We start from the raw sequence: 18,000 nt of genomic DNA, 5'->3' as shown, positions 1-18,000 counted from the left end.
GTTCACCGCCCAGACCGGAAGTCCGCAGCGCGGAGAGCTAGTCGCGCAGGCGGGCGTAGATGCGCCGGTGCTGCTCGATGAAGCCGAGCTTCTCCGCCAGCCGCACGCCGGCGATATTCGAGGTCGGCGCGGTGAGGTACGCGTGCTCAGCGCCGTTGTTGTGGCCCCAGTGCAGCAAATGTTGGAGCGCGAGCGCTCCGTATCCGCGGCGGCGGAAGTCCTCGGCCACTTCGATGGAAGAAAGACCCAGCCACGTGGTGCCATCGCCGGATTCGCTCAGGGTGCCGCGGGCGATGGCGACGGTCTCGCCATCGAGGACCAGGCGGCCAAAGCCGAGCGGTCCCTCGATGTGAGCGCCAAGGCTCTGCAACGCGTTGGCAGGAAGGGCATCGGTGCGGGATTGATACATCGCCAGCCACTCGTCGTCGGGCTGGGCGGTGAGGTGGAAGGTGGGGGAGGTAGAGGGGGCGTCGGCAAGCGTGGGCAGATCCCTCAGGACCATGGCGAGGATTTCTGGCTCGGTCTCCCAAGCTGGGTCGGCGAGCAGGCGCTCGGCCGGTTTGCCAATGCGCTCCGGAACCAATAGGCGCACCGGCAGATTGTGGCGGGCGTAGAAGGCCTTAATCTCCTCCAGTGGCACCGGAGTGAAGCCGGCCGAAGGTCCCACGGGCACGGCCGAGTTGGAGTGGCCGGAAACCCCGTCGCTCGCGCGCAACAGCCAGGAACCATCGCTGGTCCAGGCGTGGTCTGTGTCGGGGAAAGCCGCGGCCGCGGCAACCTCCACGGCGCGGATATCGGAATTGCGGACCATGCGCGGGGAGAGGCGCTTAATGATCTTCAGCTGCTCCGGCGGGATCTCCACCGCCTCCAGGTCGGAAGGGTAGCCGCCGACCTCTTGTGGGCGAATGACCAGCGGGTCGAGGCTCAGCACATGTCCAATGACATCGCTATGCACATCGCCGAAGTCGCGCCGGGCCACCACGCGCTCGCCTACCTGGACGGCATCGGAGCGGAAAATGCGTGACATTAGTCGTCGTGGCCGAAGGGATCGGCGTCCTCACCCGGTACCCAGGAATAGCCCGGCTCAGTCCAACCATTGCGCTTGATGGCTTTTTTGGCCTGGCGCTTATAGCGGCCGATGAGGGTATCGGTGTAGAGGAAGCCATCGAGGTGGCCGGTCTCGTGCTGCAGGCAGCGGGCGAAAAAGCCATAGCCCTCGACGGAAATGTCATTACCGTTCTCGTCCTTGCCGGTCACGCGCGCCCAGTCGGCGCGGCCGGTGGGAAAGCCCTCCCCCGGCACGGAGAGGCAGCCCTCGTCATCGGAGCCGTCATCGGCCGGCATGGTCTCTGGAATCTCGGAGGTCTCCAGCACGGGGTTAATAACGCAGCCCTTGCGCATGCCCGCCTCCTCGGACGGCAGCTCGGTGCCATTGGGGCCGTCCGTATCGGGGCAGTGGTAGACAAAGAGGCGCTTGCCAATTCCTACCTGGTTAGCGGCTAAACCTACGCCATTGGCGGCGTCCATGGTTTCATACATGTCTGCAATGAGCTGCTGCATTTCCGGGGTGGAAATCTCGGATTCTTCCACCGGTTGGGTGGGTTCATGAAGCACGGTCTCGCCGTGGATAACGATGGGGCGAATAGTCATGTCTTACAGTTTAGGCATGAACCCCTTGTCTGACCTAGACGCCGCCATTTTGGACTTCGAGGAAACCGCGCCGCGCAGCATCGGCCGCAAGGAAGAGGCTATCCGCGCGCAGCTGGACATCTCCCCGGTGCGCTACCACCAGCGCCTTAACCTGCTTCTCGACGCCCCCGCGGCCGCCCAATCACATCCCCTCCTGGTTGCACGGCTGCGTCGGCTGCGCGAAGAGCGGGAAAACACGCGGCGCGCCGCGCGGGGAAATCCCCCATCTAGTTAATGCTGGGTACTAGTGTTGCGTATGTGACTAATGTGAATCCGGAAAATTCAACCGACAAGGTATCCGACGAAACCCGCGCCGGCTCCGCTGCCGGTGCGTCTGCTTCCCGCGCAGCTAAGCGCCCCGCTGGTGGCGGCGCGCACGCCAAGAAGGGCGGGCTGCCGCTGCGTGGCCTGGCTATGGTCCTCATCGCCGTGGCCGTCATGCTTGGCCTTTGGGCTTTGTACTCCATGACCTCGGGAGACGATGACTCCACCGTTGCCTCCGAGAGCAAGCAGGAAAACTCCGCAGGTTCTACCATCGGTGCCGCGCCCGAAGGTTCTGCTGGCCCCGACGCCGCAGGCTCCCGTGCCCCTGGCGCGCCAGGCGCTTCCGAGGGCGCGAGCGCGCCGGCCCCCGCACCGGCGCCAGGTGAGGGCGAAGGCGACGGCGCAGGCGACCGAGCTGCCTCCGGCGCTGCCGATGAGCGAGCCGCGGCCGAGGGAGATGCCGCCGCAGGCGAGGAAAACGCCCACTCCGCCGCGCGCGACCGCAACGATATTAAGGTCAGCGTCCTCAATAACTCCGGCGAGGTAGACAAGGCCAAGAAGGAAGCCGATGCCCTCAAGGGCGGCGGCTTCAAGGTTGGTTACGTGGGCAACCTGCCGGGCGATGTCCTCACCGTTCCAAAGACCACCGTCTTCTTCCCCGAGGGTGACGCCTCTGCTGAGGCTCTGGCCAAGGAGGTCGCCGCCCGCTACCAGGCCGATATCGCTCCGATGAACCGCGACCTGCCTAAGGAAGCAACCGATGACGGCGCCGTCGTCGTCGCCCTGGCGGTACCGCAGGCCTAAGCAAGCCGCGCACCTAATTTAAAGTCCAAGGCCCTCCGGCCGAAGAGCAAGCACCATAGTTCCTCGGCCGGATGGCCTTGGACTTTTTGTGATCTGAACTTTTCCGCGCCCGCCCGTCCGCCGGTGCGAACAGGTTAAATAAAATTCACGTCTTAATACCTGTCACCCGTTAAGCTGAATGGGTGAAGATCCCGGCAGAACAATTCGCCCGCTCTCCCGAACCAACGCTCGGCGTGGAATGGGAGGTGGCGCTCGTGGACCGCGACACGCGCGACCTTGTCCCGCGCGGCGCAGAACTCATTGACCTCGCCACTGCAGCCCACCCCGAGATTCATCTGGAAAAGGAATTCCTCCAGAACACGGTGGAGCTGGTCACCGGCGTATGCCATACCGTGCCGGAAGCCATCGCTGACCTGAACACTTCCCTGAAAGCAGTGGAAGAAGCTGCCGATAAGCTGGGCGTAGATGTCTGGGCCTCTGGCGGCCACCCGTTTACGGACTTTCGGGAGAACCCGCTTTCGGATAAGCCCAGCTATCAAGAAATCATCGCGCGCACCCAGTACTGGGGCAAGCAGATGCTGCTTTGGGGCACGCACGTGCACGTGGGCGTTAGCCACGAGGACCGCGTATGGCCCATCATCAATGCGCTGATGACCAAGTACCCCCACCTGCTGGCCATTTCTGCGTGCTCGCCTGGGTGGGAGGGCCTAGATACCGGCTATGCCTCCAACCGCACCATGCTGTACCAGCAGCTGCCCACCGCAGGCATGCCGTATCAATTCCGCGATTGGGCCGAGTGGCAGTCCTATATGCGCGACCAAGCGATTTCCGGCGTTATTAACCACACCGGTTCCATGCACTTTGATATTCGGCCGGCGTCCAAGTGGGGCACGGTGGAGGTGCGCGTCTCTGATGCGACGTCCAACCTGCGCGAGCTCTCCGCCATCGTGGCGCTGACCCACTGCTTGGTGGTGTACTACGACCGGCTTATCGACGCCGCGGAGCCCCTTCCCACCCTGCAGCCCTGGCACGTCGCAGAAAATAAGTGGCGCGGTGCCCGCTATGGCATGGATGCGCTGGTGATTACCTCCCGCGAGACCGATGAGGCCTGGGTCAAGGATGAGCTAGCACAAATGGTAGAAGAGCTCGCCCCCATCGCCCGCGAGCTGGGATGCTTTAATGATCTGCAGCTTATCCACGAAATTATTGATGGCGGCGCCGGCTATGAGCGGCAGCGCCGTCTCTTCAAAGAGACCGGCAGCTGGCGCGAGGTGGTCGAGGAGACCTGCCGCGAGTTGCATACCTTCCGCCCGCTCTAAAGCGACAGGAAGGTTGGCCCGGGGCTAGTCCTCGGAGCGCGAGTGGCGACCGTAGGCCGGGGTATCGGGGATATCGGTGATGTCCTGAGCCGCCGGGAAGGCGCGCGTTTCCGGCCCTACCGCGGGCATTTCTGCCGTTTCATCGCTGACGGGTTGCGCTGCCCGTGGATGGCCCTGGCTCCTCCGGCTCGTAGCTGCCGTATTAAACGAGCGCGCCGGGAGTGCCTCGGCCTCCGCGGAAGCAGGTTGCGCGCCAGCGGTCTGCGCGGCATCGAGCTGCGCGCTAGCGGGCTGCGCAGGCAGGTGGTGGCGGCCTGGGGCGGGCGCTTCCTCTTCCGGCTGGGTGCCAGGGATAAAACCCCACACCGCGTAGAAGGCGATAAAGAGGACGCCGGCGCCGGTGAAGGCCAACATTCCCCACGGCTGCAGATCCCAGTGGTTGAGCGAGCGGCTAGCAGCAGACAGCCACACGGGGGCGGAGATGAACGGCAGGGTCACCGCACACATCGCCAGCACCGATACGAGGCCAGCGACCTGCGCGCCAAGGATGCCGGGCAGGCGCTTGCCCAGACCCTGGTTGACGGCAACCAGCACGACGATGGCCAGCGGCACCGTCCACACCCAATGGTGATACCAAGAGAAGGGGGAGACCAAGCAGGAGCTGATGCCAGCAAGCGCAAGTGCGGCGGAATTATTGCGGTGCTTCATCGCGGTGCGCAGCGCCAGGCAGGTCAAAATGAAGACCACGACCACGGCGGCGAGCCAGATCCAGCCGCCATCGATGCCCCACGCGCGGACCATCACCGAGCGAATGGACTGCGCACCTGGGTTGGTGTGCTCGCCCACGCGGGAGGACTTAAAGATAGCGTCGGTCCAGAAATCGGCGGCATCCGGAATGGTGACGAAACCAATGGCAACGGTCACTGCGAAGGTAAGGATGGCGATGATCGCTTGCCACCAGCGCTTCTGGAAGAGCAAGACCAGACCCATATAGGCCGGGGTGAGCTTCATACCCGCGGCCAAACCAATTCCGATGCCCGGCAAAGCGCGCTTGCGCGGGAGGATGTCCAAGGCCACCAGCAGCATCAAAAAGATGTTGATCTGGCCAAAGAATAAGGTGCCGTGCACCGGCTCATTCGCCGGGGTGCAGCACAGCAGCAAAAGGCCCAGCAGCCACATTGCCGGGGAGAGCTTGAGACCGCGCTCGCGCAGGACCAGCATAATAACCGTGAACAAGGCGAGGGCGGTGCCGCCCTGCCAGAGAAGGATCAAGGGGGCGTCGGCAAGCCTGGAAAGCCACGTGAAAAGAGTTCCGGAAAAGGGTGGATAGGTAAAAGGCAGGTCGCCTATGTAAGCGTTATCGTAGAGATCCGCGCCTTGGGCCACCTCTCCGCCGGCGAGCCAATAAATCTTCAGATCCAGGGGAACGCGCCACACAAAGGCGCTATTGCCGTCGAAGATACTGAAGCGGTAGACGATGACGCCGATAAGAGCGGCGAGCACAGTCACCACAGTGGGAAGCCCATAAAGCTTTTTCACGGTGAAAAGCGTCTCCTACTTGCGGCGCAGCGACTTCGCGGCGGGTCGGTCGTTGCGGGACATGGTTTCCTCGGTGCCGTACAGACCCTCGCGGCGTGCAATACGCGAGGTGCGCTGCGCGGTTACCGGGCTAGTGAACATGGCAAACAGTACCAGCAAAACGAGCATTCCTAAATCCCCCCGCTCGGCAACGCTGAAGGATTCCGCGCCCGTGATGCGGATGATTGCGCCAAGAATGGTGAGGATAAGACCGGTGGTCTGTGGTTTGCTCACCGCGTGTACGCGCGACATCGTGTCCTTGAACCGGGCGACGCCGATGGCTGCGGCCAAGGTGAGGACGCTGCCGCCAATAATGAGGATGAGCGAGAGTACATCTGCAATAAAGGACCAGCTCATTGGCTATCCCTCTTCCTAAACCTGGTGACGGATACGGTGGAGATGAATCCCAGCAGCGCAATGACCAGCATGGCTGAGACCACGGTCGTGTTAAGCGACCAGCACATATAGGTAGCCAGCGCGCACTGGAACATCGCGGTAAAACCATCCATACCCACTAAGCGGTCCAGCGAATTGGGGCCGGTGACAATGCGCCAGACGGTGATGAGGAAGGAGACCACCAGCAGCGCGGCGGCCACCAGCAAAATTGCGTTATAGATCTGGGGATCCATTAGGGGTGGCTCCTTTCAAAGATTTCGATGAATGAGGCCTCCAAACGGGCCACAGCATTGATTTCACGCTGGATTTGTTCCTCATCGTGGGCATCCAAGATATGGACGGTAATCATGCGGTTTGCAATATCGATATCGGTCACCGTGCCGCCTGGCTGCAGGTTATACAGCGTTACCGCCAAAGAGATAGCAAACTCATTATCCAAGCGCATGGGCAGCTCCAAGATGGCGGTCTTGGGCACCGGCTGCGGGCGCACGGCCAACCATCCCACCTTGAGCGAGGCGTAGAACAACTCCCAGAACCAGCGGATCATGAAGGCAATGAGCTTGCCCCAAGAGACGTCAATGCCGGCGATAGGCATGGCCGGCAGCGGCAGGGCAAAGACAATGACGACGCCGATGATCAGCCCGGCCACGAGGTTGCCCACGGTGACCTCGCCCATGAGCATGCACCACATGACTACCAGCCAGACGATGAACCACGGGCGGAAGCGGTGGCGCAGGCCGGAAAAGCGCGTGTTAGTCATCGCTAATATCCTTCCTCTTGGCGGCATCCGGGGACTTTACGTCGGTGGAATGCGCATCGCGCCCACCGGCTTCCGGGTCGGTGCGGGCATCCAAACCCGCTGAATCCGGCGGCTCCACCTCCGGGGAAGGGTTGCGGCGATTCTTATAGGAATCAGCGCCGCCGGTGTAGCGCTCCTTCTGGTTGAGGTGGCGGGTGGGGTCATCCGCGCGGTCGCCCAGTACCGCGTACTGGTAAATGGACGTATCCTGCGCGGATTCGGCCGCGCGTGAGGTGATACCGGAAATCGGTCCGGCCAAGAAGGTAATCGAGGTAGACGCTGCCACCAGCAGGGTCGTAGAGGCGATCATGCCAAAGGGCACCCTGCCTACATCCTGGCGAGAAGAAAATTCCACCTCATCGGTGATATCGGAAAGCGGGGCCGGGCGGGCGAGCGCCACGTTGCCTTCCGGGGCATCGGCGCGGTCGCGTTGAAAGCCCTTGGCCCACACCAACATCATGACGTAGAGGGTGAGCAGCGAGGTAACCACCGCACCGACGATGAGCACCCATGCCATCCAGGAGCCTTCATTCGCACCGGCTTGCAGCAGGATGACCTTGCCCAGGAAACCGGAGAACGGCGGGATGCCGCCCAGGTTAATGGCAGGGATGAAATACAAGATTCCGATGAGCGGGGCAGAATACATTAGCGAGCCCAAACGGCGCAGCGAAGACGTTCCGGCCTGGCGCTCGACCAGTCCGACCACGAGGAACAGCGCAGTCTGGACCAGAATGTGGTGTACGGCGTAGAAGATGGCGCCGGAAAGCCCTTGCGCGGTACCGAGCGAAACGCCGAAGATCATGTATCCAATGTGGCTGACCAGGGTAAAAGACAAAAGACGCTTAATATCGGATTGCGCGATGGCGCCCAAAATACCCACCAGCATCGTGGCGAGGGCTACCCACATGAGCACGGTATCGAGTCCCCCGGCAGTGAAAATGGAAGTGCGGGCGCGGATGATGGCGTAGACACCCACCTTGGTTAGCAGGCCGGCGAAGACGGCCGTGACTAGTGAAGGCGCCGTGGGATACGAGTCCGGCAGCCAAGCGTCCAGCGGAACGACGGCCGCCTTAATGCCAAAGGCAACGAGCAGCGTGGCAAAGATCGCGGTGCGGGTGCCTTCCGGGAGATCCTGCATGCGCTGGCCGATCTGGGCCATGTTCATCGTGCCCACGGAGGAATACACATAACCCAACGCGAGCAAGAAGATCATTGACGAAGCCATGGACACCATCACGTAGCCCACGCCGGCGCGAACTCGACCGGCCGAGGCACCTAGGGTCAACAGCACATAGGACGCCACGAGGAAGACCTCGAATCCCACGTAGAGGTTGAAGAGATCGCCGGCCAAAAAGGAGATATTAACGCCCATGGTCAGCAGCATGTAGGTGGGCAGGAATACGGCCACCGGCTCGTCCTTGGTGCCATCGCGCACGCCCTGGGAAATGGCGTACCAAATGACAGAAAACAGCACTACGGAGGAAGTAAAGAGCATGACCGCAGATAGGCGATCCGCCACGAGCGTGATGCCCACCGGGGCGTCCCAACCTCCTATCTGCAGGGTTTGGATGCCTTCAAAATCCGCGATGAGGATGAGGACGGCATTGACTACTGCGGTAAGGAGCAGCGAGAAAAACACGATCTGGCGCTGCGCATTGGGAATGCGGCCAAAAATCAATGCGAGGGCCGCGGCCATTGCAGGGATGATAATCGGCAGCGGAATGAGGTAGCCGATGTAGGGAAAGAGGACATCGACAAGCGGCTGTACGGTCTCACTCATCGTGGGCTCCCTTTACTGGTTCCTCGAAAGATGCGGGGCCGAAATTATCACCTTGCTTGGTGGCGCGGCCCGTAGTCGGATCATTGGACGCATCGTGGTCCGGGCTGGCGGCCGCATTGCCGGGGCGTGCGGCCTTGGCTGCAATTGCGGTATCTTCCGCGTCATCTTCAATGACATCGTCTGTACGGTAGCGGTACTGCCGGTATGCCAAGGTGAGGATGAAAGCCGTCAACGCCATGGAAATGACGATGGCGGTCAGAATCATTGCCTGCGCCAGTGGATCCGCAATCTCGGCGCCGTAAGGCTCCGACTCGCGGCCATCGATAGGCGGGGAACCGGCCGAACCGCCGGACTGCAGCAAGAAGAGGTTGGCGCCATTGCCCAAAAGCAACAGTCCAAGCAGCATTTTGGTCATGGCACGGTCCAGGAGTAGGTAGACGCCCGCGGCTACAAGCACACCGGCGGCCAAGAGGAGGAAGAGGTTGGCTTCCATTTATTTCTCCTTCCCTGTGGTGGCGGTTGTGCTTGCTGTAGCGGCTCGTTTCTTTTCCTTGCGCTGGGCCCGTTGCGCCTTTTGCTTGGCGGTGCGTTGGCGTTGCTGCCGGGCCAGCGAGCGGGCGCGATCGCGGGCACGTTGCTTACGCATATCCTCTTCCTCATCCAGCTTGGCGCCCAAGGAATTCAGGATGTAGAGCGTGAGCCCCACGACGATGAGGTAGACACCTGCGTCAAAGACCAACGCTGAAGGCAGTGAAACCTTGCCGATGAGCGGAATCTCCGGCGAGGTGTATCCGCTGGTAAGTGGCGGGTGTCCAAAGAACATCGGGGTCACCGTGGCCAGTGCGGACAGCAAGAGACCGGTGCCCATGGTGCGGCCGGCATCAATAGGCAGGGTTTCTTCCAGCTCTGCGCGCCCACCAGCCAGGTAGCGCAAGATGAGCGCTAGCGCTGCGACGAGGCCGCCGGCAAAGCCGCCGCCAGGGGCATTGTGGCCGGCGAAGAAGAAGTAGAAGGACAGTGCGACCATGGACGGAAAGAGCACGCGCGTGGAGACATCGATCATCAGCGAGCGGTTGAGCGCTTGCTCTGATTCCACCCCGGCGGCCAGCCACCGCCGGCCGGTAACCCGCAGGGTGGGACGGCGGCTTTCGCGGCCGAAGGATTGGGTGCGATAAATCAGAGAAACCACGCCCAGTGCGGCGATGATGATCACCGTGATTTCGCCAAAGGTATCCCAGGCGCGCAAGTCCACTAGCAAGACGTTGACAGCATTGGCGCCGTGTCCAATCTCTTTGGCCAGATCCGGCATGAACTCGGAGATGGGCTTAGACTGACGTGCGTTAATAGCAAACATCGCCACCACGGTGACGGTAAGGCCCGTGCCCACGGAAAGCCACGCGCGCAGGCGCCCCATCTTGGGGTCCTGCTTCCACTCGGTGGAGGCCGGCATGCGGCGCAGAACCAGCATGAAAAGAACCATCACGATGGTCTCAGTCAGCAGCTGCGTCAGCGCCAAGTCCGGCGCACCGTGCAGAGCGAAGATGAAGGCGAGGGTATAGCCAGTCACCCCGACGATGATCACGGCTGATAAACGATTATCGGTGACCGTGGCGGCTACGGCGGCCACCATGATGATGAAGGCGGCGACGATCTGCCAAGGATTTTCCGCCACAATCATGCGGATATCGGTGAGATCGCCCTTGATGATCATAGCCAGTGGCAGCAGCATCAATGTGGCAAAGATGACCGTCAAGTTCAGCTGCAGGGAGCCGCGCTGCGTGGTTGCCGTCGTGCGCAGCGAGAGCTGGCGCAAAAGAGCGATGACCGAATCATAGGCATCATCCGCATTGCCCAGCGCAGGATAGGCGAATTGCCACTTGACCAGGACCTGGCGTTGCCAGTGCATAATAATACCGCCCACGATAATGAGTGCGGAGAGGCCGAGTGCCACGGTAAGTCCATGCCACAGGGCTAGTTCGCTATGCTCCTTCGGGGCGAAGGTGGAGTCGAGATGCTGGTCAAAGGCCGCCGATAGGGGCTTGGGGAACACACCAAGTGCCACGGTTAGGGCAGTGAGCAGGGCAGGAGAGAGCCATAATCCCATAGTTACGGGATGCATCTTGGCGACGGCCTCTGTCGGCTCCGTTCCATTGACCTCCTTCTTGGTAGCAAAGGCACCCCACAAAAAGCGCAGCGTATAGGCCATCGTGAGGATAGAACCGAGGACATAGGCCACAAGCATCATATTGCGTGGCATGCCGACCAAGAGCTCCTCGTGCATGGTTGCTTCCAGCACGGCCTCTTTGGCCACGAAGCCAAATAGAGGTGGGACGCCGGCCATGGAGAACCCGGAAATGATCGCAATGCCGAAGAGGAATGGTTCTTTGCGCCCCAATCCGGATAGCTTGGTGATATCCCTTGTGCCTGAGCAGTGATCGATAGCGCCGACGACCATAAAAAGCGCCGCCTTAAATAGCGAGTGAGCAAAGGTCAGCGCGAGACCGGCCTGCATGGCTTCCCGCGAGCCTACGGCCATGATGGAGGTGATAAACCCTAGCTGGGAGACGGTGCCATAAGCCAAAATCAGCTTCAGGTCGCGCTGCTTGAGCGCCATCCAGCCGCCGAGCAGCATGGTAAATACGCCTAGGGAGATAACCACCACGTGCCAGGTGGCTACCTCATACATTGAGGGCGCCAGGCGCCCGATTAGATAGATGCCGGCCTTAACCATCGCGGCGGAGTGGAGATAAGCGGAGACTGGAGTCGGTGCCGCCATCGCGCCGGGGAGCCAAAAGTGCGCCGGTGCAATTGCAGACTTTGTCAGTGCGCCCGCCAAGATGAGCACGATGGCCACCGTGACATAGGGTGTCTGCGCAAAGTTTTCATAGGCGGAGATATCACTAAAGGTCCACGCCCCAGTTTGCCGTCCGAGCAAGATAATGCCCATGAGCATGGTTAGACCACCCAGAGCAGTGACCATCAGCGCCTGCTGTGCCGCGCGGCGGGAGGAGGCTCGTTCCGCATAGTAGCTAACCAAGAGATAAGACAGCAGGGAGGTAATCTCCCAGAACACGTACATAAGCAGGAAATTGTCCGCGGCCACTAGACCAAACATGGCGGTGGCAAAGCCCACCATTTGCGCCGCGAACATGGCCAAGCGGCGCCGCGTGCCGTCGAAATAGCCCCAGCAGTAGACCAATACCAACGCGCCCATGCCCAAGATGATGAGGCTAAATAGCGCGCCTAGTCCGTCTAAGCGGAGGTCAAAACTTAAGTTCGCGGACGGCATCCATTCCACAGTGTGCTTAACTGCGCCACCGTCTGCGAAGGTGCCGCGCAGAAAGTGCATGAGCGTCCACACAAAGCCTGCGCCGGGGACTAAGGCCAAAATTCCAAATGCCGGGCGACCCATTCGCATGATGAGCAGCGGTGCTACCAGGGTGGCGGCGATGAGAGTACCCAGGAGTATTAGCACGTTGGTTACTGCGCTCCTTTTGGTTGTGTCACGTTCTCTTGCCCCGCTGCCGCGAATACCACGAGCATCACAACTAATGAGGGACGAGAACATTCACGAGCCGCACGCCGCTGAGTACGCCGCGGTGGCATAGTGCAAGCAACATGGCCGAGCGCGGGGCCAACTTTTGCCATTTTACCGGCTTTTCTACGGCTTGGAAAGAATTATTTTTGGCACTGTGATTATATGCTGCTGTTTTGCGGCATAAAGAAACCCCGCTCCTTGGGGAACGGGGTACGCCGCAGTGCCGCGGCGGTAGGTAGGGCCCAGGCTGGGCTAGGGGGGGCGCAAGCCTTAGGAATAGCGCTGCAAGAAGAGTGCTTCCGCGGCGGCGATGTTTTCGATCTCGGTGGGGTCGACGGACTCATTGGCGGAATGGATGGTGCACTTTGGCTCCTCCACGCCGTAGAGAGCGATCTCCGCGTTGGGGTGAGCTTCCTGCAGCTCCGTGGTCAGCGGAATGGAGCCGCCCATGCCCTGTGCGGCCGTTTCCTTGCCATAAGCCTCAGACAGGCACTCGCCCAGCAGGGCAGCGGCTGGCTTTTCAGGATCGGTGGCAAAGCCGGCGTTGGATTCCAGCACCTCGGCCTTAACATGGGCGTCCCATGGGGTGTGGGCGCGGAGGTGATCACAGACGGCGTCGGCAATCGCGGCGGCATCGGCACCGGCCGGAACGCGCAAGTTGAGCTGCGCGGAAGAAGTGGCGGGCACGGCGTTGACGGCCTCAGACACAGGGGTCGAAGTAAAGCCGGTCACGGTAATGGCCGGGCGGGACCAGACCATGTTGGCCACCGGGGTGGCACCGGCCGGGTCGTCTTCGCCCATGATCTTGGTGCCCTCCAGCAGCTGCGCGTCGGCGCGGAAGGCCTCGGCCGGGTACTCCTGGCCGGACCACTCGGCGGTGGTATCCACGCCGTCGATAACGGTGCGGCCGTACTCATCGGACAGGGAGTCGATGGCGCGCATCAGCGCCTTGGCGGCATCCGGTGCCGCGCCGCCAAACTGGCCGGAGTGCACGGCGGAGGCCAAGGTATCGACCTGGACGCCAATCTGCGCGCCGCCGCGCAGGGACGTGGTCAAGGTCGGCTGGCCCACGGCGGCGTTGCCCGCATCGGCGATGAGGATGGCGTCGGCAGCAAAAAGCTCCGGGCGGTCCTTGATGAGCTGGGACAAGCCCTCGCCGCCGCGCTCCTCGGAGCCCTCGATGAGGTATTTCAGGTTTACCTTGGTGCCGCCGTTATTGTCCACCGCGCGCAGAGCGGCCAAGTGCATGGCCACATTGCCCTTGCAGTCGGCAGCGCCGCGGCCATACCAGCGGGTGGAGCCATCGGCAGCCTCGCGCTCGGTAAGGGTGAACGGATCGGATTCCCAAGCCTCGCGGTTGCCGGCCGGCACCACGTCATAGTGGGAGTAGAGCAGCACCGTCTTGGCGCCTTCATCGCCCTTGCGCTCACCCAAGATGGCGGTGGAGCCATCGGCCGTGGTGATGGTTTCCACGCTCACTCCGGCCTCTTCCAGTGCGGACTTAACCCACTGGCTCGCGCCCTTGGTCTGGTCCTCCAGGCCTTCCTCGTCATGGACGGAGTTAAAGGCCACGAGCTCGCTGAGCTGGCGGAAAATGGTCTCGCGATCGTTGCGAATGCTTTCATTAAGTGCAGTCATGTTCTCTACGGTACCCGCCCGCCCCAAGCTATAGAGCAACCGGAATAGGAAAACGCTGGGGTGGTGAACTAAAATTTTTTCATTCCACCCTATGCGGATTCTGTCCGTTCGGACCCTATTCCGGGAAGGAACCGGCGCCAAACAGGCAGAAACGGACGTGGCAGGCCGCGGTTTGCTACGCAGGGTGAAACGAGAAACTTTCATAGCCGAGAATAGAAAGGACCTGGCATGGCGAACGCATCATCCGCCGCAGGTTCCAAGGCCTCCCTGCCCGAGCTGACTCTGCGCGGCATTATCATCGGTGGCCTGATTACCCTCATCTTCACCGCTGCCAATGTGTACTTAGGCCTGAAGGTGGGCTTGACCTTTGCTACCTCCATCCCGGCCGCCGTGATTTCTATGGCGGTGCTGCGCCGGTTCAAGGGCCACAACATTAAAGAAAACAACATTGTGCAGACCATTGCCTCTGCTGCGGGCACTCTGTCCGCCATCATCTTCGTCCTCCCGGGCCTGGTCATGGTGGGCTACTGGCAGGGCTTTGGCTTCGTGCAGACGGCCGGCGTGTGCATCATCGGCGGCGTGCTGGGCGTGATGTATTCCATCCCGCTGCGTCGCGCTTTGGTCACCGGCTCCGATCTGCCCTACCCGGAGGGCGTGGCCGCGGCCGAGGTCCTCAAGGTGGGCGATGAAAATGCTTCCGGCACCAGCCACGAAGAAAATGCCAAGGGTTTGCGCGTCATCGTCGCCGGCGGTATCACCTCGGCCGTCATGGCGCTGCTGGCCGCAATGAAGGCCGCCGCCTCCGAGGTCACCGCCTATTTCAAGCTCGGCGCCGGCGCGACCACCCTGGGCACAAGCCTTTCTACTGCCCTTATCGGCGTCGGCCACTTGGTGGGCCTGCCGGTAGGCATTGCCATGCTGGTTGGCGTGGTGATTTCCTACTTCATCTTGCTGCCCATTTTCACCACTGGCGATGTTTCGGGTGCCACCGCGCTTGCCGACGTCGTCGATACCACCTTCTCCGATGACATCCGCTTCATCGGCGTGGGCACCATGGCCATTGCCGCCATATGGACCTTGCTGAAGATTGCCGCTCCCATTGCTGTGGGTATCCGCCAGTCCCTGGCCTCCTCGCGTGCGCGCAAGTCCGGTTCCGCCGTGGACGTCACCGAGCGCGATATTCCCTTCCCCTATGTCGCCACCACCATCGTGGCGTTCATGGTGCCTATCGCGTTGCTGTTGTGGGACTTTGTGCGCGGTACTGATATTCACGACCACATGGCCGTGCTCATTACCGTCTCCGTCCTCTTTACCCTGTTGGTAGGCCTCATTATCGCCTCTGTGTGCGGCTACATGGCCGGCCTGATTGGTGCGTCTAACTCGCCAATTTCCTCCATTGGCATCATCGCCGTGCTCGCTGCCTCGCTGCTCATCGCGGCCGTCACCCGCGGCAGCACTGCGGATCCTTTGTCTTTGGTGGCCTACACGCTCTTCACCGCGGCCATCGTTTTTGGCATTGCCACCATTTCTAATGACAACCTGCAGGACCTCAAGACCGGTCAGCTCGTCGGCGCTACTCCGTGGAAGCAGCAGGTAGCGCTCATTATCGGCGTGGTCTTCGGCTCTCTCGTTATCCCGCCGATTCTGCAGGTCATGCTCAATGGCTTCGGCTTCCAAGGTATGGAAGGCGCCGGCGAAGACGCCTTGGCTGCCCCGCAGGCCGCCCTGATGTCCTCCGTTGCCTCCGGCATCTTCGATAGCTCGTTGGATTGGAACCTCATCTTTATCGGGATGGCCATTGGCGCTGTCCTTATTATCATTGACGAGCTCCTGCGCAAGTTCACCGATAAGTACTCGCTGTCCCCACTGGCCGCCGGCATGGGCATGTACCTACCAGCCGCCCTGACCATCGTCATCCCCATCGGTGCCATCTTGGGCACCTTCTATGACAAGTGGGCTGCGAAGCAATCCCACCCGGAGTTTGCCAAGCGTATGGGTACCCTCCTGGCCACCGGTCTCATCGTGGGTGAGTCCCTGTTCGGCGTGGTCAACGCCGGCATCATCGCCGCTGCCGGTGGCGATAGCCCGCTGGAAATCTTCGAGGGCGGCACGGCTGCCACCATCGTCGGCGTGATTCTCTTTATTCTTGCGCTGACGTTTATCTACCGCTGGACCAAGCGCACGGTGAAGAGCTCCTAGTTTTTGATCCATTCCTTATATAATGGCGTCCCTTCGCGGGGGCGCCATTTTTTCTTGCAGTCACGGTAGGAGAGTGCCAGAATGGTCGTTAGCACTCGCACAGTATGAGTGCCAGATAAATCTACATCGTTGTGGTTGAGGTTGGTTCACACTCACCAGCCATGCCGTCGCGGGCGTCCGCAGCGAGAAAGACGTGAGTGTCGTCCTCAATAAACCAAGGAGCACAAACACAATGGCAAAGATTATCGCTTTTGATGAAGAGGCCCGCCGCGGCCTCGAGCGCGGCCTCAACACGCTTGCCGACGCCGTCAAGGTCACCCTCGGCCCCAAGGGCCGCAACGTCGTCCTGGAAAAGTCCTGGGGCGCCCCGACCATTACCAACGACGGTGTTTCCATCGCTCGCGAAATCGAGCTCGAGGATGCTTACGAGAAGATCGGCGCCGAGCTGGTCAAGGAAGTTGCCAAGAAGACTGACGACGTCGCAGGCGACGGCACCACCACCGCAACCGTGCTGGCACAGGCTCTGGTACGCGAGGGTCTGCGCAACGTAGCCGCAGGTTCCAATCCAATGGGCATCAAGCGCGGCATCGAGACCGCAACCAAGAAGGTTGTGGACTCCCTGCTGTCTTCCGCCAAGGAAGTAGAAACCCAGGAGCAGATTGCTACTACCGCTGGCATCTCCGCTGCTGACCCGGCTATCGGCGAGAAGATCGCCGAGGCTATGTACACCGTGGGCAACGGCTCCGTAAACAAGGACTCCGTTATTACCGTGGAAGAGTCCAACACCTTCGGCGTTGACCTCGAGGTAACCGAGGGCCTGCGCTTTGATAAGGGCTACATCTCCGGCTACTTCGCTACCGATATGGAGCGCCAGGAGGCAGTACTGGAGGATCCGTACATCCTGCTGGTTTCCTCCAAGATCTCCAACATCAAGGACCTGGTTCCGCTGCTGGAGAAGGTCATGCAGTCCGGCAAGCCGCTGCTGATTATCGCTGAGGACGTTGAGGGCGAGGCCCTGTCTACCCTCGTTGTGAACAAGATCCGCGGCACCTTCAAGTCCGTTGCGGTTAAGGCACCGGGCTTCGGCGACCGCCGCAAGGCCACCCTGCAGGACATGGCCATCCTCACTGGCGGCCAGGTCATCTCCGAGGAGGTCGGCCTCTCCCTCGAGACCGCCGAGCTCGAGTACCTGGGCCAGGCACGCAAGGTTGTTGTCACCAAGGACGAGACCACCATCGTTCAGGGTGCTGGCTCCCAGGAGCAGATCGACGGCCGCATCAAGCAGATCCGTGCCGAGATCGAAAGCTCCGACTCCGACTATGACCGCGAGAAGCTGCAGGAGCGCCTGGCTAAGCTCTCCGGCGGCGTTGCCGTCCTCAAGGTCGGTGCCGCTACCGAGGTCGAGCTCAAGGAGCGCAAGCACCGCATCGAGGACGCAGTCCGCAACGCAAAGGCTGCCGTGGAAGAAGGCATCGTTGCCGGCGGCGGCGTAGCACTGCTGCAGGCCGCTTCCGTCTTGGATTCCCTGGATGACCTCAAGGGCGACGAGGCTACCGGCGTCAAGATCGTCCGCGAGGCCCTGTCTGCACCGCTGAAGCAGATTGCACACAATGCTGGCCTCGAGCCAGGCGTTGTTGCTGACAAGGTTGCCTCCCTGCCAGCAGGTGAGGGTCTGAACGCTGCTACCGGCGAGTACGTCAACCTCATGGAAGCTGGCATCAATGACCCGGTTAAGGTCACCCGTTCCGCTCTGCAGAACGCTGCATCCATTGCAGCTCTGTTCCTGACCACCGAGGCTGTCGTTGCCGACAAGCCTGAGCCGGCCGGCGCCAACAACGGCATGCCGGACGCTGACGCTATGGGCGGCATGGGCTTCTAAACGCCCTAAAACGCCTATAGGCCGCCCACACAACAGACCTAGCGGAATAAGCTTGAGCGCCCCGCTTCTGTGCTTTAGAGCGCATGAGGCGGGGCGCTTCGGCGTGTCTGCAGTACT

Annotated in this window: 15 protein-coding genes; 5 read left to right on the top strand and 10 right to left on the bottom strand. The window is 61.3% G+C overall.

Going from position 1 to position 18,000, the window contains the following annotated elements; genetic code table 11:
• Positions 1–37 precede the first annotated feature (37 nt).
• Together QP884_RS06965 and QP884_RS06960 are read right to left on the bottom strand one after the other, a co-directional pair.
• Positions 38–1,027 (bottom strand): N-acetylglutamate synthase, CG3035 family, encoded by a 990-nt coding sequence (locus QP884_RS06965; protein WP_005325607.1) that lies wholly within the window; start codon positions 1,025–1,027, stop codon positions 38–40.
• Positions 1,027–1,650, bottom strand: coding sequence for a peptide deformylase (locus QP884_RS06960; RefSeq protein WP_239278272.1), 624 nt, complete (start codon positions 1,648–1,650; stop codon positions 1,027–1,029). The genes QP884_RS06965 and QP884_RS06960 overlap by 1 nt, the downstream gene beginning before the upstream one ends.
• Here QP884_RS06960 and QP884_RS06955 point away from each other — a divergent pair.
• From QP884_RS06955 to QP884_RS06945, 3 genes are all read left to right on the top strand, one after another.
• The gene (locus QP884_RS06955; protein WP_284814485.1) at positions 1,649–1,924 is read left to right on the top strand and encodes a DUF3263 domain-containing protein; all 276 of its coding nucleotides are present in this window, start codon (positions 1,649–1,651) and stop codon (positions 1,922–1,924) included. The two genes, QP884_RS06960 and QP884_RS06955, sit on opposite strands and share 2 nt — an antisense overlap.
• Before the next feature lie 23 nt (positions 1,925–1,947).
• Positions 1,948–2,757, top strand: coding sequence for a LytR C-terminal domain-containing protein (locus QP884_RS06950; protein WP_284821478.1), 810 nt, complete (start codon positions 1,948–1,950; stop codon positions 2,755–2,757).
• A 182-nt stretch (positions 2,758–2,939) separates the two neighbouring features.
• Complete coding sequence (locus QP884_RS06945; protein WP_284821477.1) at positions 2,940–4,076, top strand: glutamate--cysteine ligase; 1,137 nt, start codon at positions 2,940–2,942, stop codon at positions 4,074–4,076.
• A gap of 24 nt (positions 4,077–4,100) precedes the next feature.
• Here the strand turns inward: QP884_RS06945 and QP884_RS06940 are convergent, their stop codons facing one another.
• The 8 genes from QP884_RS06940 to QP884_RS06905 all read right to left on the bottom strand — a co-directional run bounded on the left by QP884_RS06940 (position 4,101) and on the right by QP884_RS06905 (position 13,805).
• Positions 4,101–5,615 (bottom strand): glycosyltransferase 87 family protein, encoded by a 1,515-nt coding sequence (locus QP884_RS06940; protein ID WP_239273378.1) that lies wholly within the window; start codon positions 5,613–5,615, stop codon positions 4,101–4,103.
• A gap of 15 nt (positions 5,616–5,630) precedes the next feature.
• Complete coding sequence (locus tag QP884_RS06935) at positions 5,631–6,011, bottom strand: monovalent cation/H(+) antiporter subunit G (RefSeq protein ID WP_239273377.1); 381 nt, start codon at positions 6,009–6,011, stop codon at positions 5,631–5,633.
• Positions 6,008–6,283 carry a monovalent cation/H+ antiporter complex subunit F gene (locus QP884_RS06930; RefSeq protein WP_005325614.1) on the bottom strand — a complete coding sequence of 92 codons (276 nt, stop codon included), beginning with the start codon at positions 6,281–6,283 and terminating at the stop codon, positions 6,008–6,010. The genes QP884_RS06935 and QP884_RS06930 overlap by 4 nt, the downstream gene beginning before the upstream one ends.
• On the bottom strand, positions 6,283–6,810 hold the full coding sequence (locus QP884_RS06925; protein ID WP_239273376.1) for a Na+/H+ antiporter subunit E: 528 nt from the start codon (positions 6,808–6,810) through the stop codon (positions 6,283–6,285). Before QP884_RS06925 ends, QP884_RS06930 begins: the two co-directional genes overlap by 1 nt.
• Entirely contained in the window at positions 6,803–8,629 is a 1,827-nt protein-coding gene (locus QP884_RS06920) for a Na+/H+ antiporter subunit D (protein WP_239273375.1), read from the bottom strand. The genes QP884_RS06925 and QP884_RS06920 overlap by 8 nt, the downstream gene beginning before the upstream one ends.
• Complete coding sequence (locus QP884_RS06915) at positions 8,622–9,122, bottom strand: Na(+)/H(+) antiporter subunit C (protein WP_198492095.1); 501 nt, start codon at positions 9,120–9,122, stop codon at positions 8,622–8,624. Before QP884_RS06915 ends, QP884_RS06920 begins: the two co-directional genes overlap by 8 nt.
• Positions 9,123–12,104 carry a Na+/H+ antiporter subunit A gene (locus tag QP884_RS06910; protein WP_225746392.1) on the bottom strand — a complete coding sequence of 994 codons (2,982 nt, stop codon included), beginning with the start codon at positions 12,102–12,104 and terminating at the stop codon, positions 9,123–9,125.
• A gap of 333 nt (positions 12,105–12,437) precedes the next feature.
• Complete coding sequence (locus QP884_RS06905; protein ID WP_284821476.1) at positions 12,438–13,805, bottom strand: M20/M25/M40 family metallo-hydrolase; 1,368 nt, start codon at positions 13,803–13,805, stop codon at positions 12,438–12,440.
• 228 nt (positions 13,806–14,033) lie between these two features.
• Between QP884_RS06905 and QP884_RS06900 the strand changes: the two genes are divergently transcribed.
• Together QP884_RS06900 and groL are read left to right on the top strand one after the other, a co-directional pair.
• A complete protein-coding gene (locus QP884_RS06900; protein WP_284821475.1) occupies positions 14,034–16,004 on the top strand; it encodes an OPT family oligopeptide transporter in 1,971 nt (656 codons plus the stop codon).
• A 232-nt stretch (positions 16,005–16,236) separates the two neighbouring features.
• Positions 16,237–17,883 carry a chaperonin GroEL gene (gene groL / locus QP884_RS06895; protein WP_200435714.1) on the top strand — a complete coding sequence of 549 codons (1,647 nt, stop codon included), beginning with the start codon at positions 16,237–16,239 and terminating at the stop codon, positions 17,881–17,883.
• Positions 17,884–18,000 lie beyond the last annotated feature (117 nt).

It is taken from the genome of Corynebacterium tuberculostearicum (assembly GCF_030229345.1).
Lineage (GTDB): Bacteria > Actinomycetota > Actinomycetes > Mycobacteriales > Mycobacteriaceae > Corynebacterium > Corynebacterium tuberculostearicum_G.
This window is presented reverse-complemented; position numbering and strand designations above follow the sequence as displayed.